This window comes from Listeria floridensis FSL S10-1187 (assembly GCF_000525875.1).
Classification (GTDB): Bacteria; Bacillota; Bacilli; order Lactobacillales; family Listeriaceae; genus Listeria; species Listeria floridensis.
This window is the reverse complement of record NZ_AODF01000009.1, coordinates 15233-38377: the sequence shown is the minus strand read 5'-3', so window position 1 is coordinate 38377 and position 23145 is coordinate 15233. Positions and strand designations below refer to the sequence as shown.

21 protein-coding genes and 6 pseudogenes are annotated in these 23145 nt (G+C 41.4%); 2 read left to right on the top strand and 25 right to left on the bottom strand.

Annotation, left to right across the window (positions count from 1 at the left end; all coding sequences use genetic code 11):
- Window positions 1–111: 111 nt before the first annotated feature.
- The 6 genes and pseudogenes from MFLO_RS05320 to lepA all read right to left on the bottom strand — a co-directional run bounded on the left by MFLO_RS05320 (window position 112) and on the right by lepA (window position 7433).
- The gene (locus MFLO_RS05320; protein WP_036096869.1) at window positions 112–387 is read right to left on the bottom strand and encodes a hypothetical protein; all 276 of its coding nucleotides are present in this window, start codon (window positions 385–387) and stop codon (window positions 112–114) included.
- Between the two features lie 69 nt (window positions 388–456).
- Complete coding sequence (locus MFLO_RS05315; RefSeq protein WP_036096868.1) at window positions 457–948, bottom strand: hypothetical protein; 492 nt, start codon at window positions 946–948, stop codon at window positions 457–459.
- Window positions 949–1081: 133 nt separating this feature from the next.
- On the bottom strand, window positions 1082–1564 hold the full coding sequence (locus MFLO_RS05310; protein ID WP_036096866.1) for a CcdC family protein: 483 nt from the start codon (window positions 1562–1564) through the stop codon (window positions 1082–1084).
- A 67-nt stretch (window positions 1565–1631) separates the two neighbouring features.
- Window positions 1632–3443, bottom strand: coding sequence for an ABC transporter ATP-binding protein (locus MFLO_RS05305; RefSeq protein WP_036096864.1), 1812 nt, complete (start codon window positions 3441–3443; stop codon window positions 1632–1634).
- On the bottom strand, window positions 3436–5184 hold the full coding sequence (locus tag MFLO_RS05300; RefSeq protein ID WP_036096862.1) for an ABC transporter ATP-binding protein: 1749 nt from the start codon (window positions 5182–5184) through the stop codon (window positions 3436–3438). The genes MFLO_RS05305 and MFLO_RS05300 overlap by 8 nt, the downstream gene beginning before the upstream one ends.
- A 426-nt stretch (window positions 5185–5610) precedes the next feature.
- Window positions 5611–7433, bottom strand: a pseudogene (gene lepA / locus MFLO_RS05295) (translation elongation factor 4).
- A 255-nt stretch (window positions 7434–7688) separates the two neighbouring features.
- On the opposite strand from lepA, the pseudogene rpsT reads away from it, so the two are divergent.
- Window positions 7689–7941: pseudogene (gene rpsT, locus MFLO_RS05290) on the top strand (30S ribosomal protein S20).
- A 67-nt stretch (window positions 7942–8008) separates the two neighbouring features.
- On the opposite strand, the pseudogene holA reads toward rpsT, so the two are convergent.
- The 14 genes and pseudogenes from holA to MFLO_RS05225 form a co-directional block, all read right to left on the bottom strand.
- Window positions 8009–9034, bottom strand: a pseudogene (holA, locus tag MFLO_RS05285) (DNA polymerase III subunit delta); the annotation flags it as partial.
- A gap of 53 nt (window positions 9035–9087) precedes the next feature.
- Window positions 9088–9858 carry a ComEC/Rec2 family competence protein gene (locus MFLO_RS14595; RefSeq protein ID WP_051993522.1) on the bottom strand — a complete coding sequence of 257 codons (771 nt, stop codon included), beginning with the start codon at window positions 9856–9858 and terminating at the stop codon, window positions 9088–9090.
- 7 nt (window positions 9859–9865) lie between these two features.
- Window positions 9866–11326 (bottom strand): ComEC/Rec2 family competence protein, encoded by a 1461-nt coding sequence (locus tag MFLO_RS14590; RefSeq protein WP_051993521.1) that lies wholly within the window; start codon window positions 11324–11326, stop codon window positions 9866–9868.
- A gap of 29 nt (window positions 11327–11355) precedes the next feature.
- Window positions 11356–11916: a ComE operon protein 2 gene (locus MFLO_RS05275; RefSeq protein ID WP_036096861.1), complete on the bottom strand. Its 561-nt coding sequence runs from the start codon at window positions 11914–11916 to the stop codon at window positions 11356–11358.
- A gap of 68 nt (window positions 11917–11984) precedes the next feature.
- Window positions 11985–12386, bottom strand: coding sequence for a helix-hairpin-helix domain-containing protein (locus tag MFLO_RS05270; protein ID WP_051993520.1), 402 nt, complete (start codon window positions 12384–12386; stop codon window positions 11985–11987).
- A gap of 8 nt (window positions 12387–12394) precedes the next feature.
- On the bottom strand, window positions 12395–12634 hold the full coding sequence (locus MFLO_RS17180; protein ID WP_036096859.1) for a hypothetical protein: 240 nt from the start codon (window positions 12632–12634) through the stop codon (window positions 12395–12397).
- A 49-nt stretch (window positions 12635–12683) separates the two neighbouring features.
- Window positions 12684–13417: pseudogene (locus MFLO_RS05260) on the bottom strand (class I SAM-dependent DNA methyltransferase).
- Window positions 13418–13487: 70 nt separating this feature from the next.
- On the bottom strand, window positions 13488–13844 hold the full coding sequence (rsfS, locus tag MFLO_RS05255; RefSeq protein WP_036096858.1) for a ribosome silencing factor: 357 nt from the start codon (window positions 13842–13844) through the stop codon (window positions 13488–13490).
- Window positions 13845–14423, bottom strand: a complete 579-nt coding sequence (yqeK, locus tag MFLO_RS05250; protein ID WP_036096856.1) for a bis(5'-nucleosyl)-tetraphosphatase (symmetrical) YqeK — start codon at window positions 14421–14423, stop codon at window positions 13845–13847.
- Complete coding sequence (locus MFLO_RS05245) at window positions 14410–14985, bottom strand: nicotinate-nucleotide adenylyltransferase (protein WP_277619763.1); 576 nt, start codon at window positions 14983–14985, stop codon at window positions 14410–14412. Before MFLO_RS05245 ends, yqeK begins: the two co-directional genes overlap by 14 nt.
- Window positions 14986–15004: 19 nt before the next feature.
- Complete coding sequence (gene yhbY, locus MFLO_RS05240; protein ID WP_036096853.1) at window positions 15005–15295, bottom strand: ribosome assembly RNA-binding protein YhbY; 291 nt, start codon at window positions 15293–15295, stop codon at window positions 15005–15007.
- A gap of 10 nt (window positions 15296–15305) precedes the next feature.
- The gene (gene aroE, locus MFLO_RS05235) at window positions 15306–16118 is read right to left on the bottom strand and encodes a shikimate dehydrogenase (protein WP_036096852.1); all 813 of its coding nucleotides are present in this window, start codon (window positions 16116–16118) and stop codon (window positions 15306–15308) included.
- Window positions 16119–16128: 10 nt separating this feature from the next.
- Window positions 16129–17228, bottom strand: a pseudogene (gene yqeH, locus MFLO_RS05230) (ribosome biogenesis GTPase YqeH).
- Window positions 17225–17746, bottom strand: a complete 522-nt coding sequence (locus MFLO_RS05225) for a YqeG family HAD IIIA-type phosphatase (RefSeq protein WP_036096851.1) — start codon at window positions 17744–17746, stop codon at window positions 17225–17227. Before MFLO_RS05225 ends, yqeH begins: the two are co-directional and overlap by 4 nt.
- Window positions 17747–17922: 176 nt before the next feature.
- Here MFLO_RS05225 and MFLO_RS05220 point away from each other — a divergent pair, with 176 nt between their 5' ends.
- Window positions 17923–19725, top strand: coding sequence for a M3 family oligoendopeptidase (locus MFLO_RS05220; RefSeq protein ID WP_036096850.1), 1803 nt, complete (start codon window positions 17923–17925; stop codon window positions 19723–19725).
- A gap of 49 nt (window positions 19726–19774) precedes the next feature.
- Here MFLO_RS05220 and MFLO_RS05215 read toward each other — a convergent pair whose 3' ends face one another.
- From MFLO_RS05215 to MFLO_RS05195, 5 genes and pseudogenes are all read right to left on the bottom strand, one after another.
- The gene (locus MFLO_RS05215; protein ID WP_241433552.1) at window positions 19775–20455 is read right to left on the bottom strand and encodes a 5'-methylthioadenosine/adenosylhomocysteine nucleosidase; all 681 of its coding nucleotides are present in this window, start codon (window positions 20453–20455) and stop codon (window positions 19775–19777) included.
- Window positions 20456–20524: 69 nt separating this feature from the next.
- Window positions 20525–21161, bottom strand: a pseudogene (locus MFLO_RS05210) (YrrS family protein).
- A gap of 37 nt (window positions 21162–21198) precedes the next feature.
- Window positions 21199–21678: a transcription elongation factor GreA gene (greA, locus tag MFLO_RS05205; protein ID WP_036096848.1), complete on the bottom strand. Its 480-nt coding sequence runs from the start codon at window positions 21676–21678 to the stop codon at window positions 21199–21201.
- A 180-nt stretch (window positions 21679–21858) separates the two neighbouring features.
- Window positions 21859–22494: a uridine kinase gene (udk, locus tag MFLO_RS05200; protein ID WP_036096846.1), complete on the bottom strand. Its 636-nt coding sequence runs from the start codon at window positions 22492–22494 to the stop codon at window positions 21859–21861.
- Window positions 22491–23132, bottom strand: a complete 642-nt coding sequence (locus MFLO_RS05195; RefSeq protein WP_036096845.1) for an O-methyltransferase — start codon at window positions 23130–23132, stop codon at window positions 22491–22493. The genes udk and MFLO_RS05195 overlap by 4 nt, the downstream gene beginning before the upstream one ends.
- Between the last annotated feature and the right edge of the window lie 13 nt (window positions 23133–23145).

Genomic DNA, 23145 nt, shown 5'->3' with positions numbered 1-23145 from the left:
TTCAGCGTTATTTGAAGACGGATAGCTTTTTTAGTGTTGTTTGAAAAGCTATCCCCCGTCTGATTCAGACGAGGGATTTGAAGCTCTTCCATACCCATATTCCAAGAAAAATTACAATTCTGAAATTCGTTTCGCTAATTCTTGGTCTTTCTCGACCATTTCCCAGATAGATTTTTGGGTCGTTTGAATCGTTTCGTCAAATTCTTGCTCGATCGCTTTTAATTCTATCATAGCTTTTTCATACTCTGCTTTAGGTTTCAAGCGAATTTCAGCTTCGGTTGCGTCGCCGTCTGCCAGCGCAATGATATCGCGTTGATCCACATACAGGAAACCTTTGTTCGTCGCCGTGAACGCATTCGCTGTGTGAATTTTCCAGACAAAAAACATCAAATAAAAAACCTGATCAAACGCATCCGCGTTTGATCAGGTTTTTTGATTCATAATTAACTCACTGTGTTACATTGTGTCCGTCAAAATATCCGATCCAGCAAGTCCATTATCTTTTAAGATTTTAGCAATTTCATCTGCTGCTTTTTGCAGTGCTTCGTCTGCAGCTGCAGTATCTGGTTTAGCTGCTTTCAAAGCCTCAGCTTCTTGTCCGTAAGCTGCACTTAAATCAGAAATAGCAGTTTTAAATTTATCAGTTGATTTGCCTAGATCAGGCACTTTTTCATCTTTCAACATGTCAGAAACTGCTTGTGCTGAAACAGTTCCTTTTTTCGCAAGTTCGCTAAGTTCAGCATCTGTTGGTTTCGGATCAGCTGATTGTGCTTGTTGGAATGCACTGAAATCAGCATTTTTATCCGAGATTTGAGAAACAACATCCATATAGTAATTCAACACTTTTTCTTTACTCGAAGAAGTCGACGTTTTAGTATCTTCTTTTTTGCTGCTGTCATCCTTCGCGCCTGATGAACAAGCTGCTAGTGAAAACGCAAGTACTACCATTAATAAACTAATAACAATCTTTTTTCAAAGTATTTCCTCCTAAAATATCCTTTTTTTACATAAGTGACACCTCAATGTCACCTTCCTTATTATAGCCGTGAAAGCCTTATCATACAAGCAATTTCTAGCTTTTTCAGTCCGAAAGTTCACTTGATCTGGAAAGGCCTCGTTCCACTGCTCTATACTGAAAATACATCGCAATCCGCCACGGTACAATCATCGCAAATGCCATGATCCAAAACATTCCAGCCAGCTCCCCAACTTCAACACTTCCACTGATCAAATATTTCAGAAGTATACGTATGAGAAGCAGCGTCATCAAAATGATTGGAAACGACTTCGTTCGCTTAATATAAACCTCTTCATTTTTAATTTCAAAACGTGTCGTCCAGATCAGAATCAGTGAAAACACAAGTCCCATCGCCACTGCTTCCAGAATATCAATACCGCTAACGCGAAAATAAGGTACAACAAACATCAGCGCCCCCGTTGACATCATGATCGGTGGTAAAATGATCCCTTTAATTGAAGCAGGTCTTTTTGAAGCCTTCATTCGGATGACAATAATCATCGTTCCGAATAAAAGCGTGATTAAAATCGATACTAAAAGTGACATGATTTAATTCCTCCTACATTACGCTATCCGCCACTCATTATAGCGCTTCTTCTGTGGGAAAAACAACTTAAACGGTCAAATCAGCATCAAGATCCATGCCATTATTTTGCAGCTGGTACATCGAATGATACACGCCTTGTTTTGCAAGCAGTTCAGCATGATTTCCACGCTCAATAATCTCCCCCTTGCTGAGTACAAGAATGAGGTCAGCATCCTTAATCGTCGAAAGTCGATGCGCGATCGCGATTGTCGTTCTGCCTTCTCTCATTCGTCTCAGCCCAGTTTGGATCAAACTTTCGGTTTCTGTATCAATATTCGCCGTCGCTTCGTCTAGCACTAGAATTTGTGGATTCGTTACAACCGTTCTTGCAAAAGAAATCAGCTGCCGCTGCCCACTGGAAAAAGAAGCGCCTCGTTCTATTACTTTATGGTCATAAGTTCCGGCTAGCGAATTGATGAAGCGATCTGCTTGCACAAATTTGGCTGCCTCCTCGACTTCTTGATCCGTGATGAAAGTATTGTAAAGTCGAATGTTATCACGAATATTGCCATAGAACATGAAACTATCCTGTAGCACTAAGCCGGTCTTTTGCCGCAATTCTTCAATCGGATAATGTTTGATTGATTTGTCGTCAATCAAGATGTCCCCGTGCTCAAATTCATAAAAGCGCATCATCAGATTGATAATCGAACTTTTTCCGCTTCCCGTATGACCGACAAGCGCCACCGTTTGTCCCGGAAGAGCCGTAAACGAAATATTCTTCAAGACGTTATGCTCTCCGTCATAAGCAAACGACACATCTTTAAACTCAATTTTCGCATCGCGGATAACCGCATCCTCCTCGGGGTGCTGCTCAGGCACTTCTTCTTTTTCATCCATGATTCGAAATACACGCGAAGCCGCCGTAATCGCTTCTTGGTACATCGCAAGCCGCTCCATCACATTGAAGATTGCTTCAAGAAAACGGTCAAAGTAGTTAACAAACGCATAAATCGTCCCAATCGCAACGGGGCCAATCAAAGCTTCCGCACCAAAATAGCTCAAAATAATTACAACCGCAATTGCATAAAGAAAATCAATCGCCGGCCCAAGCAAAAGTGCATTGAACTTAATATTTTTAATTCCGACATCATAATAATCCTTGTTAATTTTTTCAAAATCACGAATTAAACGACGCTCTTGATTGAATTGTTGCACAATCGACATACCCGAAATGGATTCGCTGATGTTCGCATTCAGCTGACTGAGTTTTTCACGCTTCGATCGGTAAAATTTCGAGCTGTATTTGCGGTATACAATAATCAACCCAACGATAACCGGAAATAAAATCAAACTATAAAGCGCAAGCTGAACATTCAGCGAAAACATTGCTACATACATCCCGATCAGCATAAACAAACTTTGAATCGCCGTTGAAAGCACATTGATAAACATATCCTTAATTGCTTCCGTGTCATTCGTCACACGAGAAACGATGCTCCCCGCCGGCGTTTTATCGAAGTAGCGCATGCCGAGCGTGTGCAGTTTAGAAAAAATATCAACACGAATCCGTTGTACAATTTCTAGTGCAATTTTTTGGAAAAAGAACAGTTGAAAGTACCAAACAACAAATTTTCCGATTTCAAGCCCAATGTAAGCTGATGCAAGCACGAGAACCGCCTTCATTTCAAAGCTGAGCGGTGTTAAATGATTGTCGAGGAAACTGCGCACAATTAGCGGTGAAATAACCTCGGCTGCCGTTACGAGCAAAACTAAAAACCCTGTAAAAAGAAGCAGCGGAATATGATATTTCGTATAGCTCATTAAACGTTTCAAAACTGCCCGATGTTCTTTCCCGGTCATCGTGGTCAATTCTTCATTCATTGTCTCTTCATTCATAGTCCCCACTCCTTTCCTCAAGTTGCTGCTCATGATACATCTCAGCATACCATCCGTCTTTTTGCATCAACTCTTGATGCGTCCCGCGCTCCACAACTTTTCCGCCGTCAACCACGAGAATTAAGTTGGCATGCTCCACTGAACTCAGCCGGTGGGCACTAATAATGGTCGTTTTCTTGCTGCGGCTTTCCTTCAGATTCGTCAAAATTTTCTCTTCCGTTTTCGCATCTACAGCAGAAAGCGCATCATCCAAGATTAACAGTTCAGGGTCCATCAGAAGAGCCCGTGCAATAGCAAGACGCTGTTTTTGCCCGCCTGAAAGCGAAACTCCGCGTTCGCCGACAACCGTCCCGTAACCATCCTTGAATCCTTCAATATCGTCATGCACCGCAACCGTTCTTGCGATTTCGTGTACCGCTTCTTCCGTTGCATCTGGTACACCAAAACGAATATTTTCGAGCACTGACGTTGAAAACAAGAACTGATCTTGAGGCACGTAGCCAATCGCACTGCGAAGAACTTTTGCTTGGTACTTTTGGATTTTCACTGCGCCAAAGGAAATCTCGCCATGATAGTTGTCATATTCGCGCAAAATTAGTTTCAGCAAGGTCGTCTTACCGGCACCAGTCCGGCCGACAATTCCAAGTGTCTCTCCCTGATTCAGCTTGAAGCTGACATCCGTCAGCACCGCCTCATTCTCATCCGGATACGTAAACGATTCAAGCGCTACTTCAAGAGCACCACGCGGACTATCCGTTATAGCATCATCCAGATCGACAATATCCGCTTTTTCACTGAACAAACTCATGATTCGGTCGTAAGAAGCACTTCCGCGCTGAATGATGTTGTACAAAAATCCAAATGCGAGCATCGGCCAGATCAAAAGAAACAAATAGTTCACAAATGCGATCACTTGACCGACCGTAAGAGTCCCATCTAGAACGAACTTCGAGCCAAAACCGATTGATAGCACGAACGAGAGTGTGACAATGATCGAAATGACCGGATCAAACATTGCATCCACTTTTGCAACCGAAACATTTTTCGCAACAACATCCTTCGTCTGCTTAGAAAAGTCTGCGATATCTTCCTCTTCTTGTCCAAAAGTCCGCGTCACTTTAATTCCGGATATGCTTTCCTGCGTTTTATCATTCAACTTTGAGAAAGCCGCTTGTGCCCCGTGAAACCGATCATGCAGTTTCTTCCCTAAAACGGACGTGCTGATCACCATAAGTGGCATCGGAAGCAGGGCAATCAAAGTGAGCTTCCAGTCGATACTGATTGCCATCATCAATATAACCGTTCCTCCGGTCAAACAAGAATCCGCCAGCGTCAAAACGCCTGAACCGGCCACTTGCTGAACAGCAGTAATATCATTTGTCGCCCTTGCCATCAAATCTCCCGTACGATAACGTTGGAAAAAAAACGATGACATCTTCGTCAAATGTTCGAACAAACGATATCGAAGTGTGCGCTGCAATTTATTGTCCGAACCGAAAATCATCAGCCGCCACACATAGCGTCCTAGGTAAGTTAAAATTGCAACCGCAATTAAAATGACGATCCACGTAATCAAATTGTTTTTAGTTAGCGTGTCATAAGTAATCGCGTCTACCACTTTTCCGATCAAATACGGCGGAACAAGCTGCAGCAGCGCAATCACAAATAATATTGCTACCCCAAAAATATACTGTTTTTTCTGTTCTTTAAAAAACCATCCTAAATCCTTAAAAATCTTCAAGTAACACGCCCCCTCCCTTTTTTAGACAACAAAAAATAATGGACTTATAAACTACGCCCATTATTACCCAAAAATATTATTTGTCATCATTTTTTCGCACAAAAATTCACAGAAAGGAAGCTAACAGACACTTCTCCCAGAAAAAGGTTTGATATAGCGATGAAAAACAAATAATTCATTTTTAAGTAACAATGTTGGCATTCCGACAAACCGTTGAAATGTTTCAATTTGATTGCTTTGCATCATCCATACCTCCTTTTCATAATTTATGCAACGACTTCATTCTACCGTATCTTTTTCAAAAAAACAACTGATTTCTTGAATTTTTATAAAATTAATTATTTTTACAGCTTTGAAAAAACGAACCGCTTGGTCATTTACGAAAAAAAAGCACCTCAACGTGAGATGCTTTTCCATACATTCCATTTATTTTTTCGGTTCATCGTCATCCATCTTAAGAATCGCCATAAATGCTTCTTGTGGAACTTCGACCGATCCGATTTGTTTCATCCGTTTTTTACCTTCTTTTTGCTTTTCAAGCAGTTTTCGTTTCCGTGAAACATCCCCGCCGTAACACTTTGCCAGTACGTTTTTTCGAAGTGCTTTAATCGTAGAACGTGCGACAATTTTTGTTTCCGATTGCCGCTTGAATCGGCACCTCGAACTGCTGCCGCGGAATGAGTTCCCGAAGCTTCTCAACAATATTTTTTCCACGTTCATAAGCAAAATCACGATGCACGATAAAGCTTAATGCATCGACTTTCTCGCTATTAAGCATGATATCCATCTTCACAAGTTTTGAAGGTCTGTATCCGAGCAGTTCATAGTCAAACGATGCGTAACCCTTAGTACTTGATTTCAATTGATCGAAGAAATCATAAACAATCTCCGAAAGCGGAATTTCATACAAAATACTCACTCGAATATCATCCAAGTATTCCATCGTGATGAAGTTTCCGCGTTTATTTTGTGCGAGCTGCATAATTGCCCCGACATATTCATTTGGAACCATCACAGTTGCCTTTACATACGGCTCTTCAATCGTTTCAATAACTCCCGGTTCAGGCATTTCTGCCGGATTATCGACTACAATTTCTGATCCGTCCGTCAACTTCACGTGGTAAATAACACTTGGTGCCGTCGTAATCAAATCAATATTAAATTCGCGTTCAATCCGCTCTTGAATAATTTCCATATGAAGCAGACCTAAAAAGCCGCAACGAAAACCAAAACCAAGAGCTTGTGACGTCTCAGCCTCAAATTGAAGCGCTGAATCATTTAATTCAAGTTTCTCTAACGCATCACGCAAATCATTATATTTGGAAGAGTCGATCGGATAAAGGCCGCAGTACACCATTGGATTAAGCTTCCGGTAACCTGGAAGAGCTTCCTCAGCAGGATTACTCGCAAGCGTAATAGTATCCCCAACACGCGTATCCCCAACGTTTTTAATCGAAGCTGTCAAATAGCCGACATCGCCGACCATAAGCACATCTTGAGGCGTCGCTTTTGGTTTAAAAACACCGACTTCCGTCACTTCAAATTCTTTTCCATTTGACATCAAGCGGATTTTATCCCCTGGTTTTACCATGCCGTCAACAATCCGAATATTTGCGACCACACCGCGATACGCATCGTAAACCGAATCGAAAATAAGCGCTTTTAAGCGGCTTATCAATATCACCAGCTGGTGCTGGAACTTTTTCTACAATTTGCTCTAAAATATCTTCAATCCCGATTCCAGCTTTAGCGGACGCCAAAACTGCATCGCTCGCATCGAGCCCAATCACATCTTCAATTTCTCCACGAACACGTTCCGGATCAGCTGCCGGCAAATCAATCTTATTGATGACTGGAAGAATTTCGAGATCATTATCAAGCGCCAAGTAAACATTCGCAAGCGTTTGTGCTTCAATGCCTTGCGCTGCATCAACAACAAGCACAGCACCTTCACAAGCTGCGAGACTTCTTGAAACCTCATAAGTGAAATCGACATGTCCCGGTGTATCAATCAAATGAAAAATATACGTCTCCCCGTCCTTCGCTGTATAAGAGAGCTGAACGGCATTTAGTTTGATAGTAATACCCCGTTCACGTTCAAGATCCATTGAATCGAGCAATTGATCTTTCATTTCACGATGACTTAGGGCATGCGTTTTTTCTAAAATTCGATCTGCTAAAGTGGACTTGCCATGGTCAATATGGGCGATGATCGAAAAATTTCTTATTTTTCCTTGTCTTTCCTGCATTTCTTTTTTATTTCATTATCCCAGCTCCTGATCCTCGTCTCATTCAATCTGAATGGCAGGCTAAACTTGATTATATCAATAGAATCGCGATTATTCAATATGCCAAATAAAATTCCACTGGTTTTTCTAAGAAAATTAGCAAGAAATATTGCAAAACCATTCATCTTTAGGTATAATAACATTTGTTCTGATGTATTTTAAAGGGTATGTTTGAAATAAATACTACCTCGATTAGTTTGGACGGAGGTGAATGGAATGCCAAATATTAAATCTGCTATTAAACGTGTAAAAACAACTGAAACTCGCAACAGCCGTAACGTTGCTCAACGTTCCGCAATGCGTACAGCAATCAAGAAAGTAGAAGAAGCTGCAGTTAACGGTGCTGACAACAAAGAAGAACTTTTCGTAGCCGCTTCTAAAAAAAATTGACACTGCTGTATCTAAAGGCTTGATTCATAAAAACAAAGCAGCTCGCGACAAATCTCGCTTAGCAGCTAAAATCAAGTAATTAATGAAAACATCACTACTCTGTGGTGTTTTTTATTTGTCAAAAAAGGGCCAAATTTCAGGCCCTTTTTTGTTTTTCTAAAATCTTCCAGTTTAAATAGAAACCATTCTAGTTTCTGCGTCTTTTCACCAAATCCCGTCTTAAGCTCATAGTCCGTTTCCGCTAGATGAAATAGCGCAAACTCAAGCTCCTCTTTCCTAAAACCACGAGCTTGTTTAGCCGCCATTTTCGCACGAAATGGATGAACTTTCAAAATCCCCGCAGCTTGCTGAGCCCCGGTGCCAGATTGTTCTAAAATCCGCAGTTGATTCATTAACCGAAACTGACTTGCCACGAGAGCAATAATTTTAATCGGTTCTTCCTTTTGCTTCAATAAATCATAATAAACCCGCAGTGCACCTTCCGTATCAAGCGCAATAATCTTATCAATTAAAAGGAAAATATTCTGCTCAAGCGAACGAACCACAAGAGTTTCAACATCTTGCACTGAAATTAATTTTGATTCAAATTGATACAGCATCAATTTGCTGAGTTCATTCATCGCTGTCGTTAAATTCCCACTTGTCAGTTCAGCTAACCGTTTGATTGCTGTCTGCTCCATTTGAAAACCATTTTGTTCCGCTTCAGTTTGAATCCACTTTAAAAGTTCAGCTTCACTTGGCCGTTTCGCTTCGATCACAACAGCTTGTTTTTTCAAGAGCTTTGTCAATTTCTTGCGCTCATCCAGTTTTTCAGCATGGACAACGAAACATAAAATCGAATAATCCACTGGCTCATTCAAATACTGCTCGAGCTTTTCCGTTCTGTGTTCCAGCTTCCCTTTCGCTTTTTCACTCGTCAAAAAAACAGGGTTGCTTGCAATCACTAATCTCTTTTCACCAAAAAAAGGCAACGTTTCAGCTTCTTCGATGACTGCTTCAATCGGTGTATCTTCAAGATCAAAGTTTGCATAATTAAATTCAAGCTCTTCATCCTTAAGCGCCGCGTGTAACAATTTTTCTTTCGTTTGATTAATAATATAATCCTCAACACCGATGATGAGATAGACAGGCGCTAATTTTTTCTGCTCAATATTTTTCCATTCCTTAATCACGAAATCCACCCCTCACGTTAATCGTAATCGAACTTCAACCTCATTTCAAGCATTTACTTAAGCTTCGTTTGAAAGCCACCAAAAAAACGGTACACGATCATGCCGTTTTGATCCGTCCGCAGCACTTCCACTTGATTTTTTTCAAAAGTCGCGAGCGTTTCTTGATTTGGATGCCCAAAATGATTATTTACTCCGCAGGAAATAAGCGCCCAACTTGGCTGAACTTTCGCAACAAATGCAGCTGACGAAGACGTTTTACTTCCGTGATGTCCCGCTTTCAGTACATCCGCACGAATCTCTTCTTGAAGCAGCTCCTGTTCAATTTCTCGTTCCGCATCTCCCGTAAAAAGCCAGATCAATCCGCCAAGCCGTGCCCGAAGAACTAGCGAATCATTATTCGTATTTTCAGATGGTTTACGTGGTGAAAGTACTTCAAATGGATATTCGTTAGTTCCCACCACATCTCCCTTTGCAATTTCGATCACCGGAATCCTATTCAACACTTCGAGAGTATGCTTGAGCATTCCTTTTTTAGACGTTCCTTTTGAAATATAAATCTCTTGAATACGAATTTCTTTTGCCAATGTTTCAAGTTCCCCCATGTGATCAGCGTGAGCATGCGTAACAAACACTTTGTCGAGTGAAGTAATCCCTTTCGCTTTCAAAACAGGTATCAATGTATTTTTCCCAACAGAAGATTCCGTTCTTCGCTTTTGCCACGCTTCCTTCACAAAACTCATCCGACCTCCCGTATCAATCAAATACGTTCCTTTGTTCGATGGAAGTTGAATCAAAATACTGTCTCCCTGCCCAATATCAATCATAGTGACTTCACCATGTATCGGAAAGTGCGCGACTTTTGCTGTAATTAGAAAAAACCAGTACGAAAAGAATCGCAAAACGAGGATGCTGTTTCTCCCACAAAATAAAAATCAAGCATGTGAGACCAACTAAAATCAAAATAATCCAAAATCCCGGTTTTCCTGCCGTAAAAGTCGTCCAATTTAAAATTTGAAACCAGTCCGTCAACTTTTCAGTCAGCCAAATAATCATTTCAAGTGAAAAGTGCGGTAAAGCAAACAATACGGGTATCTTCGCCAGTAAAAAGTTTAAAAAGACAAGCGGAACGATTATTACAGAAAAAAGTGGAATGTAAAGCAAATTTAACAAAACACCCGCTAGCGAAAACTCAAAAAAGTGAAAAAGCAGCACAACTGCCGATCCAAGCGAAGCAACAAGCGAAATAAAGAACTCCTGCTTGAACATGCCAGTCACTGTTTGAAAAATGGGGCGAGCCAACAAGATTGCATAAGAAACCGCATAGGATAGCTGAAATCCAGCATCAAAAACTATGTATGGATTCCAGCAAAAACTGGCAAGAAAAACAGCAGAAATGGCACTAATCGGAGATAAATACCATTTTAGCTTTAGCCCAAGCAAAATCAAAAATGACATACCGCAAGCACGAAGTACAGGTGCGCCTGCCCCTGCAATCAAGGCATAAACCGGCAAAACAAGAAGTAAAACGGTGCCAGCAAGTTCTCGCGTCCACCCAAATCGGAGCAGAAGTACATAGCAAAGTGCAATAAAAAGATTGACATGAAGCCCAGAAATGGCTAGCAGGTGAACTACGCCAAGCTTTTGATAGCCGCTGTACATTTCCTCTTCAAACAAACTTTTGTCGCCAATAACGAGCGCAGCAGCATAAGGAGCAGTCTTCACACTGAAATGTGCCGTCATATAATCGCGCAGTGATTCCCTCAAGTTCTCAAAAAAAGAGCCTAAATCGTTCTTCTTCCCAACTCGCTCCATACGCTCAGCCTGCAAACACCAGTGAATTTGTTGACGCTTCAAAAATCTACGGTAATCAAACTGATTAAAGTTCCGCGCCAACTGTGGCCTGTCTAGACTTCCCTTTACAACTACGATATCGCCGTAACAAATTTGTTCCAACTTATTTTTTTCTTGTTTCGACATTATTTTTTTACGTAGCAAGACGTTTTCATTTTGTATCCGAACTACAGCTGAAAACTGATCACCATCTACTTTCAAATCTTTAACAATTCGCGCTTTCCCATCTGTCAAACTCGGAGATAAATCTGAATGATTGCTAGCATCAAACCAGTAAAAGTAACCCGATGCGAAAACGATAACCGTTATAAGTAGCAAGTAATGTTTAGACTTTGATCTCATAGCTGAAAAAACACAAAAAATAACAAAAGGTAAAAGAAAAAAAGGAGTCGTAGTAACTCCAAGAACACCAAAGATGACGGCAACAACGCTGAAAAACAAGAAGTGTTCTATGTGTTAGTTCCCTCCTATTAAATTAATTTTGATTGGATTGATTCAAGCAAGCGAGTAGATGTTTCATCTGGTAAATTCTCAGCTTCTACAGCCGCTTTGATCGTATCCATCGTCATTTGCTTCGATAAACTATCCTCATTCAAAATTTCATGATCGAATGGTACTTTTTTCACTTCCACACCAGCTTGTTCAAACAACTGAATAGCATACGGGTGATTCTTATAGTCCTTGGCATAATAAACTGTTTTGATACCTGCTTGAATAATTGACTTACAACAAGCCACACAAGGGAAATGCGTGACATAAAGCTCTGCTTGATCAGTTGAAGCGCCGAACTTTGCACATTGAAGCAAAGCGTTCATTTCAGCATGAATAGTACGAATGCAATGCCCTTCTACGACAAAACAACCCTTTTCAGTGCAGTGATCGCCTCCTGCAATTGATCCATTATAGCCGCTTGCAATCATGCGTTTATCACGAACAATTGTCGCCCCCACCATAAGCCTTGTACATGTGCTACGAGTTGATATTAAATGGCTTTGCGCCATGAAAAATTGATCCCAAGCAATTCGTTTCATATTTCTATCCCTCTTTCTTTCTAATCTTTCTTAAGTATAGTGCGACAACAACTATGCGTCAATCAAATCTAAACCTCTAAATACGCTTTTAATTTTTCAAGCGTTTTAGCACCGATCCCGGAAACTTCTGTTAAGCCGTCCACAGTCTCAAATAATCCTTCTTTTTCACGATGTGCAATGATGGCTTCTGCTTTTGCTTTGCCGATGCCGGGAACTTGCTCTAATTCTGTAGCTGTTGCTTGATTAAGATTCACTTTTGATTTTTCAGCGGAATCAGATGCAAGACCCGTTTGCACAACCGGACTTGAAGAATCACCTTGTGTTAAAACAGTAATAACCATTTCATCCTTTAGCTTCTGCGCCAAATTGATTGAATTTTTATCGGCCTCCGGCAAGAAGTCTCCAGCGATACGTATCGCATCTTTAACACGTCCGTCTACAGCAATTTGATAGACGCCAGGATGGGTCACTGCTCCTTTTACGTCAACAAAATTTTTGTTTGGGGTATGTTTTTGCTTTCTTCATTTGGTTTGACCGGTTTTTCGGTTACCGTTTTTGGCAGCATCGGTTCTTCTTTTTCGCTGTCTTCAAAAAATATAAAAAGAATAGCTCCAAGCAAAAAAATGATACCTGCTAGTACGCCAATTAGCCATTTTTGATACTTTCGATAAAATTCTTTCAGCACACGCTCGCCTCCTTTAGCTACTGTATTCGCCATAAAAAGACAATCTCCTTTTTCAACACAAAAAAAAGAAAATAGCCAAAAGCTATTTTCTCGCACTGAAAAAGATTCGTTCACTCGTATCTTCAGGTTTTGAATCACTAAAATCAGCAAAAATTTCAATTTCACGAAATCCAGTATCCAATAATTTTTTTTTTTATAATCTTCTACTGCGAATGTCCGCTCTTTATGCAGCTCATCTTTTCGCTGATAGCTTCCATCTTCTTGTTCGACAAAAAAACTAAGTTCGTGCTCGACAGAATGTGGATACGCACCAGGAAAAGAATTCCAAATCGTAGATATATAAGGATCGCTGTCGCCGTAGCTGTAGTCGCGGAAACCAACTTCTATCTTATAAACGGAATGGACATCGAACAAAAAATATCCGCCGGGTTTCAGTGCCTCATACACAGCTGAAAAAGTCGCAATCACATCGTCTTCTTCCTCAAGGTAATTGAGAGAATCACAAAAACAAGTCACTGCATCAACTGGTTCAGTCACATGAAAACTGCGCATGTCTGCCTCTACAATTGGGACATTTAGCTCAATCGCAGTAAACTTTTCTTTCGCTACACGTACCATTTCAGAAGACAAATCAAGTCCACTCACTTGATAGCCGGAAAGTGCCATTCGAACAGCAAACTCGCCAGTTCCAGATGCAAGATCAAGCAACGAAACAGCATCCTGAGGTAAGTGGCGCTTCGCAAAGTCGGCCCAAGCATCATACAGTTCAGCATCCATTAGTTCATCATAAATAGTTGGAAAAAACTCGTAACTCATTTGTCGCAGCTCCTTTCCGCTTGAAAAAAAGCAGCAAGAAAACTTGCCGCTTTTTTTAGCCGTTTTATCTTTATGAAATAAACGCTTCTGAGACATTCTCAAGCGGTGCATCGCCCCAAAGCTTTTCAAGATTGTAATACGAACGTTCGTCGCGGTGGAATACATGGACAATAACATCACCTAGATCGATCAAAACCCACTGGGCAGCGTCAAAACCTTCTAATCGTTTTACTTCAACATCATTTTCTTGTGCTTTTTCTTTGATTTCTCGCGCAATCGCTTGAACTTGTTTATCCGAATTCCCGTGGCAAATTACAAAATAATCGGCAATACCGGAAAGTCCTTGCATGTTTAGGGCAAGAATATCTTCTGCTCGCTTGTCATCAGCAGCTCGTGCGACAAGCATTAATACGTCGTGACTATTCAATCATTCAACATCTCCTTCTTTAATTAAAAATGCAAAAGCATTAAAACTTTCAAATGTATCAGGGAAAATCGGCTGTCTTTTACTTGCTAAATACTCGATCGTTCGACCAAGTGCAAACAACATTCCTTCGTCAAGCGATTCAGCCGTAATTTTGCGCGCTTCGTTCACTCCCGGAAAATCGCGGTTCGGTTCAGTGTAATCAGCCAAAAAAAGGATTTTATCCAGTTTGGACATCGAAGTGCTTCCCGTCGTATGCACACGAATTGCTTCAAGGATTTCAGGATCAGTAATCCCGAATTCCTGCTCTGCTAAGTAAGCCCCAACAGGAGCATGAAGTAGCGCGCGATCATATTTCAGCAAAAGTGGGTCCATGTTTTCGTGAATCACCACTTGGCGTGCTTTTTCGTCCGGGTAATATTTTGCGTAGTCATGCAAAAGTGCTGCAATACTAGCTTTTTCAGGTGATGCACCGTACATCTCAGCATACTTTACAGCCATCTCTTCAACACCAAGCGTATGAATAAAGCGATTTTCAGGCATCGCATGTTTTACTTTTTCAAGGATTTCATTTCGGTTCATAAAGTTGATGCTCCTTTATATAATCCGCTACTTTTTCAGGTACATAATAATCAATCGGCTCGCCATGTCTCAGTTTAGTGCGCAAAAAAGAAGAAGAGATATCCATTTCCGGAACTTTAACATCAAGAACCGGATAATCTGAGCGAAGCGAGTAGTTCGGCCGATTAACACCCACAAACGTTACAAGTTTCAGTAGCTCTTCTATTTTATACCACTTCGGCAGATATTCAACCATATCCCCCCCGATGATAAAATAAAACGCCTGATTTGTTCCCTCTCTCACCATCTCTCGCATTGTATCATACGAAAAAGACTTCCCTTCACGATACAGTTCGCGCGGGTCAACTTCAAAATGCGGATTTGATCCCGTAGCAAGCTTCAGCATCTGAACGCGCTGTTCTGCGGAAACAAGACCGCTTTCACGTTTATGAGGCGGTATCGAATTCGGCAGAAAAATGATCTTCTCGAGCCCGAGCTGGCTGTATACCTCGTTTGCAATAATCAAATGGGCAATGTGCGGCGGATCAAATGTTCCGCCGAGAATTCCGATTCGTTCTGTCACTCTCATTCACCTCGCTCGCTTAAGGCAGTTTAATTTGTTTATTCTTGCTGGATTCTTTATAAAGAATAATCGTTCGCCCAATCACTTGAATCAGTTCGCTGCCGCTGCGTTCACTAAGCAGTTCAGCGACTTCTTCTTTCGGTACTTCACAGTTTTGCAAAACCGAAACTTTGATCAGCTCGCGCGCTTCAAGTGCTTCTGCGATTTGATTTACCATGTTCGGATTCACTCCGCCTTTTCCAACTTGAAAAATCGGATTTAGCTCATGCGCTTCTTTACGCAAAAAGCGTTTTTGTCGTCCAGTTAACATTGTTTTCCTCCTAAAATGAGTTGAGCACAGCTTGTTTCATAATGGCTCGATTAGGGTTTTCGCCTGTCCAAATTGAAAGTGCCAGTGCCCCTTGATTGACGAACATCGCAAGCCCATTTTGAATGATAGCTTGTTTTTGTTCAGCAGCTTGTAAAAATGGCGTTTTAAGCGGATTGTAGATAATATCCGCAACCAGTGTATCTTTTTTTAAAGACTCGAGTGAAAGCGGCAAATCGAAATGTGTTTGGTCTAAACCAACCGATGTCGTCTGGATAATGATCGTAAATTCCGCAAGGCGCGCTTCGGCTTCTTCTAGCGAAATTGCTCGGTCGCTTCTTTCCGCTGCAAGCATTTGCTCTGCTTTTTCAAGCGTTCGATTTGTAACTGTAATTGGCGCTTCACATTTTTCCGAAAGTGCCAGATAAATTCCCTTGCTCGCTCCGCCGGCCCCGATAATCAAAATTCGATCATCTATACTTAGCGGTCGCTTTTCTTCTAAACCTTCTAAAAAGCCATAACCATCGGTATTATAACCAGTCCACCCCGTATCAGAACGCTTTACCGTATTGACCGCCCCGCATTTTGCTGCAAACGGATCAATCTGATCCAAGTACGGGATAATTTTTTCTTTAAACGGCACAGTTACATTAAAGCCATCGATTTCGCTAGCTAAAAAACGACGGATTTCAAGGTCAAATTGATCAATCTCAAGTTTAACACGCGTATAATCCGCATCAAGCTGGAGTGCTTCAATGGCTGCCGTGTGCATCACAGGCGAAAGTGAATGAGCAATCGGATTTCCGATAACTGCAAAATGTTTCATTTTCGTCCCCTTAAATGAGCGCTTCGCGAATCGAAACGGAAACGCCCTTCGGCACCCAAGCTGTGACTTTCACACCGCCATGCGGAACTGTCACCCAGCCAAGTCCAGAAAAAACGATATCTGCTTTTTCGCGAATTGCAAATGAATACGGTGTAAGCTCAGGTAATTCAGCAACCCCAGCTTCATCAGGCGGCGTAAGCACCTGTCCTTTTTGAGTTGCATAGAGCTGATCGGCTTTTTCGAGTTTCGTGCGATGCGGTTCAAGTTGGTTCGACATATAAACGATGAATGACGAACGCGGTCCTTCGGTAAAATCAAGCCGTGCAAGCGCACCAAAGAATAAGGTTTGCTGATCATTCAGCTGATAAGCGAGTGGCTTAATTTCTTTTTTCGGGGTTATCAGTTTGAGCGTTTTCGGTCCGATAAAGTGCGCCATTTGATGATGATTGATAATCCCTGGTGTATCAACAAGCACATTCCCACCAGCAAGCGGTATTTCAATCTTATCAAGCGTTGTTCCAGGGAACTGTGAAGTTGTAATCACGTCAGATTCCCCAGAAGCACGTTTAATGATCTGATTAATCAGCGTTGACTTTCCGACATTCGTACAGCCGACAACATACACATCACGTCCAGCTCGTAACTCTTCGATTTTTTCAAGCAATGTATCAAATCCACTGCCTTTCGCCGCACTAACGAGGGTTACATCTTCTGATAAAAGACCAAGGTCTTTTGCACGGCGACGCATCCAACGAATAAGTTTGTCGCGTTTCAGTGATTTTGGCAGCAAGTCTTCTTTGTTGCCGACAAGAAGAACGGGATTATTTCCAACGAAGCGATGCAAGCCTGGAAGCCAGCTACCGTCAAAGTCGAAAATATCCACGACATAAACAATTAGCGCGTCGCTTTTTCCGAGGTCATTCAAGATTTTGAGAAAATCGTCATCGGTAAGCGGCACGTCTTGGATTTCATTATAATGCTTCAAGCGGAAGCAGCGCTGGCAAATAACTTGTTCTTTCATAAGCGATGATTTCGGTGCATAGCCTGGTTTGTTTTATCCTCCGATTGGATAATGGCACCACAGCCGATACATCTAAGTTCTTCTGTCAAAGTGAATCCTCCCATTCCATTTTTTGTTTCTTCGTTAATTGTTTTAAGATAATCCGTTCCATAAAACGGTTAAATTTCGTTGCCATTCCATCAGTTTCTTTGACTGGACGAACAAAAACGGTCATCAGTTTCTGTCGATTTCCGCCAAAGATATCCGTCATAATTTGGTCGCCAATCATGATGGTTTCCTCTGGATGCGAATCAAGTTCGCTCAGTGCTTTCTTAAAGTTTTTCCCAAGCGGTTTTCTCGCTCTGGCAATAAATGGAATCCGCGTTGCTTTCGCTACTCGTTCCACACGCTCAATTGAATTGTTAGAAAGAATCATGACTTTGATCCCTTCCGCTTCAAGCAGGGTAAACCAGTTGATGATTTCATGTGTGGCATCCATTTCATCCCATGCAATCAGTGTATTATCAAGATCGGTTAAAATCGTTGTTTTGCCCATCTTTTTTAAGTGTTCAGCCGTGATGCCAAATGGCGAATTCAACATTTTATCTGGCGAAAATTGCTTTAACAAATTCTGCACCTCATTTTCTTATTCTCTCGCGAACATATCTTCTTGTAGAAGAGATAACCTACAAATTTTATCATGTTTTCGCTTATTTTACAAAAAAAAGCTCAGATACTGCTATAATAAAGAAGTAATTGTGGATATCTTTATCCTAAAAACCGGTACTCAAGGAGGAGAAATTTATGACGAAAGATTATTCCCAAATTTGGGATCTTGATTCAATTTATCAAGGGGGAAGCACATCCGAAGATTTGCACGAGGCGCTGAAAGCCATTAAAGACGACTTGGACTTGTTTACGCAAAATGTAGCAGAGTGGAGCATTCCTGAAAACGTGGAAGATGCAGCTGAATTTCTTCTCTTGATCAATCAAAATGCGGATATTTCTAAGGTGCTTATGAACGCAGGCTCGTTCTTAGAATGTGTTCAATCTGCGAATGTGAATGATGAACGCGCAGTTGAAATTGCGGCGCGCGTTTATGCGTATGCGGCACAACTCCAAACTGCCCAAGATGATTGGCACGACAAATTCGCCCAAGTCGATGACCGGATTTGGAATGAAATTTTGGCAGAGAATGGGTTTAGCCAAATTGCTTTTGTCTTAAATGAAGCGCGAGAAAATCGCCGCAAAAAAGGCACGAAACAAGAAGAGGCTGTCATCAATGCCCTTGCGATCGACGGATATCAAGGCTGGTCAGACCATTATGACACGATTATCGGAAAAGTGCGCGTCAAAGTCGAAATCGACGGTGAAGTGCAAGATCTTTCGGCTGGTCAAGCACTCAACATGTTGAATCATCCGAAGCGCGAAGTGCGCCAGGCTGTCTTTAAAGCTTATACGGAAAGTTTCCAAGCGGACAGCCGTCTTTTCGCAGACACACTAAATCATCTTGCTGGATTTAGGCTACAAACATATGCAACGCGCGGCTGGGATAACGTGCTCAGTGAACCGCTTGCGATAAACCGGATGGAAAACTCGACGCTTCAAGCAATGTGGAATGTAATCCGCGAAAATAAAGCGATTTTTGTTTCTTTCCTGGAACGAAAAGCGAAACTACTCGGCATTCCAAAACTTAGCTTTTACGATGTCGAAGCTCCGCTAATTTTTTCCGGAGAACCAAAGAAATATACCTATCAAGAAGGTGCCGATTTTATTTTAGAACAGTTTAATAAATTCAGTCCAAAAATGGCGAAATTCGCAAAACATGCGTTTGAAAACCGCTGGATCGAAGCAGAAGATCGTGATAACAAACGTCCTGGCGGATTTTGCACCGACTTCCCGGTAGAAAAAGAAAGCCGGATTTTTATGACTTACGATGGTGCCCTTTCTACAGTCGCAACACTTGCCCATGAACTTGGACACGCTTTCCACTCACATGTGATTCGTGATGAGCCCTACGAAAATACAGATTATGCGATGAACGTGGCCGAAACGGCTTCGACTTTTGCAGAAATGATTATCGCTGATGCTTCTGTTAAAGAAGCTCCGACGAAAGAAGAAAAAATTACGCTACTTGATGATAAAATCGGTCGCAGCATTGCCTTTTTCATGAATATTCATGCCCGCTTCTTGTTTGAAACACGTTTTTATGAAGCACGAAAGAAAGGCATTCTTTCTGTTGATGCGCTCAATCGTTTGATGGAAGAAGCACAGCGCGAAGCTTATATGGATGTACTTGATGAGTACCATCCGCAATTCTGGGCATCGAAATTGCACTTCTATATTGCTGATGTGCCGTTCTATAACTTCCCTTATACGTTCGGTTATTTATTCTCGCTTGGTATTTACAGTCGTGCCATTCTTGCAGGTGAAAGTTATGAAGATGAATACATCTCCCTTTTAAAAGATACTGGGGCAATGACAACTGAACAGCTTGCAAAAAAACATCTCGATGTTGATTTGACGAAACCAGATTTCTGGGAAGATGCTGTTGCACTCACAGCTAAAGATGTTCGTGACTTCCTAGAACTGACAGAAAACCTCTAATACGTATAAAAAGCGGAAAAGATACTCAGAGGTATCTTTTCCGCTTTTTTTAATTCCATTCTTTAATAAGAGCTAGGATGCAATCGGAAGAAGCTCGTGCTGCGGTTTCAAGGAACTCATCGAATGAAACGGCTGCTTCTTTATCAGCCACGTCTGAAATGGCACGAATGATCAGAAAAGGTGTGTCAAAACGGTAAGCGGCTTGCGCAATCGCGGCTGCTTCCATTTCAACGGCACGTACTTCTGGAAAGTTAGCTAAAATCAGTTCGCGCTGCTCATCTTTCGAAATGAAAGAATCGTTTGTGATTACAAGACCGAACACGGCTTTATTTTCCGTTTCTTTGAGATACTCATCATAAACGCGTTCTGCTTTTTTTAGAAGAGAGCGATCGCCTTGATAAACCGCAGGCATTTGCGGTACTTGTCCGAACACGTAGCCGAATACAGTTGCATCAACATCCCCGTAACTTAGCTGATCAGATAAAATCACATCGCCCACGTTTAAATCTGGACCGATTCCGCCAGCGGAACCGGTATTGATAATCACTTCCGGTTTATAATGGTCGCATAGTATCGTGGTTGAAACAGCCGCATTAACTTTTCCGATTCCTGATTCAAACAACACCACTTCTTGATCAAAAATTTGGCCGCGGTAGAAATTCGCTCCCGCAATTTGATCCGTTTGCAAGTCCGTCATTTGGTCGCGCAAGATCGCCACTTCTTCTTTCATTGCCCCAATAATCCCTATCACACTTGTTCCTCCTTCGTAAACAAAAACGCCAGGTAAGTAACCAGACGTCTAACGTTTATCATTTTTCTTCAGTTTTTCAACTTTGAGCGGTTGCCAGCCTTCGCCGTCGCGCCACGAAATATAAACACGGAATGTTTCATCCGGCTTCTCTTTGCTGGAAACTGTTCCAATCGATTCAGTCGATGGATCGCTTCCTCTTCCGACAAACCAAAGTGTCATCTGATCGCTCGCAATTCCGGTAGCTTTCGAGAATGCTTCGATTTTTTCTTTCCAGTCCGTACTTGTTGCATCATATGAGTTGATGTGGTCTCCAGTTTGCTTTGTGCCGACTGGTTTCCAGTCTTTTTCAATTACTTCTGCTACGTTAGGATCATCGCTTGTCGATGCATTGCTGTCCTCCTTGCTATCTGTTTCCGACTTTTTCTTTTCGTCACTTGTCGATTTTTTTTGCGGCATCTTCCTTCTTTTGGACGGAAGATGCCGTTTTTGTTGCCGGTGTGTCGCCTTTATTTTCAGTTGCAAAGATCACAAAATAAACAGAGCCAATAATCAAGAGCGAAACGATGATAATCAAAATGTTGAGCACAAGATTTGTTTTCTTGCGTTTCGTATTCGTTTCAAGCCGAGAACCATCCACATTATTTTGTTTCACACGCCGGTTTTTGTTTTTTTTCTTGTCGGTCAGCCACAAGTTTTCACCACCTTGTTATAAAGAGCAGAAATTATGCTTCGATATTAATAATTTTAACAGTCATATCTCCACCAGGCGTTTGAACGACTAATTCTTCGCCGATTGTATGTCCAAGAAGTCCTTTTGCGATTGGAGAATCATTTGAAATCCTGCCGTTAAACGGATCAGCTTCCGCACTTCCGACGATGACATATGTTTCTTCGTCACCATCTGGAACTTCAACAAAAGTCACTTTTTTACCAAGCGTTACTGTATCATTGTCCACTTCAGAACCGTCAATGATATGCGCATTACGCAGCATATTTTCTAGTGTCGTAATCCGGCCTTCAACAAAAGCTTGTTCATCTTTAGCCGAATCATACTCGGAGTTTTCCGAAAGATCGCCGAAATCGCGCGCAATTTTAATGCGTTCTACAACTTCTTTACGTTTCACAGTTTTTAGTTCTGTCAGTTCTAGTTCGAGTTTTTCTTTTCCTTCAATTGTCATCGGATATACTTTTTCAGTTGCCAAATTTGTTCTCTCCTTTTATATCAAAATCAAATAAGTATAGAAAAGTACGGAGAGGTTACTCCGCACTTTTTTAGAATCTCCACTATATAAGAAGAAGCTTTCCTTGCTCCTTCAAGCAAATTTCCTATTTACTACGTGCATTTTACCGCAAAACAAACGGTTTTTCAAGAGGCCGAGTCCTTAGTTGTGCAGATTTTCCTCGAGTACTGCAGCAATTTTGGTTGTCATTAAATCAATCGCCACATGATTTTGTCCGCCTTCTGGAATAATAATATCAGCATATTTCTTTGTCGGCTCGATAAATTCATTATGCATTGGTTTTACAACAGTCAAATACTGTTCAATAACGGAATCAAGCGATCGCCCACGTTCTTTAATATCGCGAAGTAACCGTCTGATAATCCGAATATCATCATCAGTATCTACATAAACTTTAATGTCCATCAAATCACGCAAGCGCGGATCTTCTAGAATCAAGATTCCTTCTAAAATGATCACTTCACGCGGTTCTTGATGAATCACTTCACTTGATCGTGTATGAATTGTATAATCATAAACCGGTTTATTGATGGCCTCATAGTTCAGAAGCTTCTTCACATGTTCAATCAAAAGATCCGTATCAAAAGCAAGCGGATGGTCATAGTTTGTTTCAAGTCGTTCTTCAAATGATAAATGCGATTGATCTTTATAATAAAAATCTTGTTCCAACATTAAAATCGAACAATCATCAAAATGATCATAGATTTTTTTACAAACACTCGTTTTTCCCGAGCCTGATCCGCCAGTCACCCCTACAACAACTGGTTTTCTTTTCATTTGACGTCTCTCCTTCTCGTAATCGCAAGCCCATCTCCAAGAGGAATGGTACTCGTCACAAAATCAGTCTGCTCATTTAAAAATGCGTTGAAAGCACGCATCTTTTTCGCCATTCGGGCTTTTTTCTGTACTTCCGGAAGCTCATCAAGCGCAAGTCCTTTAAAAAGAACGTTATCACTATAAATCACACCGTTTTCAGCGAGATAAGGCGCATACAACTCAAAAAACTTTTCGTATTGCGCTTTGGCTGCATCAATAAAAATCGCATCGAACGGAGCAGACGCAAGGAGAGTTTCAAAATCAACTAGCGCGTCGCCAAGCACAAACTGAATCTGATTTGCCCCAAATTTCGCCGCGTTTTCTTGTGCAAGTGTGAAACGCGCCTCATCTCGCTCAATCGTAATAATTTCAGTTTCAGGCAACACCTCTTGCATTCTGAGTGCTGAATAGCCAATCGCCGTCCCAAGCTCTAAAATTCGCTTTGGCTGCTGAATGGCCATAATTTGGAGCATCGCATGAAGCGAATCCTTTTCCATGATCGGAACGCCTTCTTGTTTCGCATAAGCTTCAATTTCAGAAAAGAAAGGCGAGCGCTCAGGAATTTGTTCTAATAAATAGGCATGAATTGTTTCGTCCATTTTCTAAAAAAAT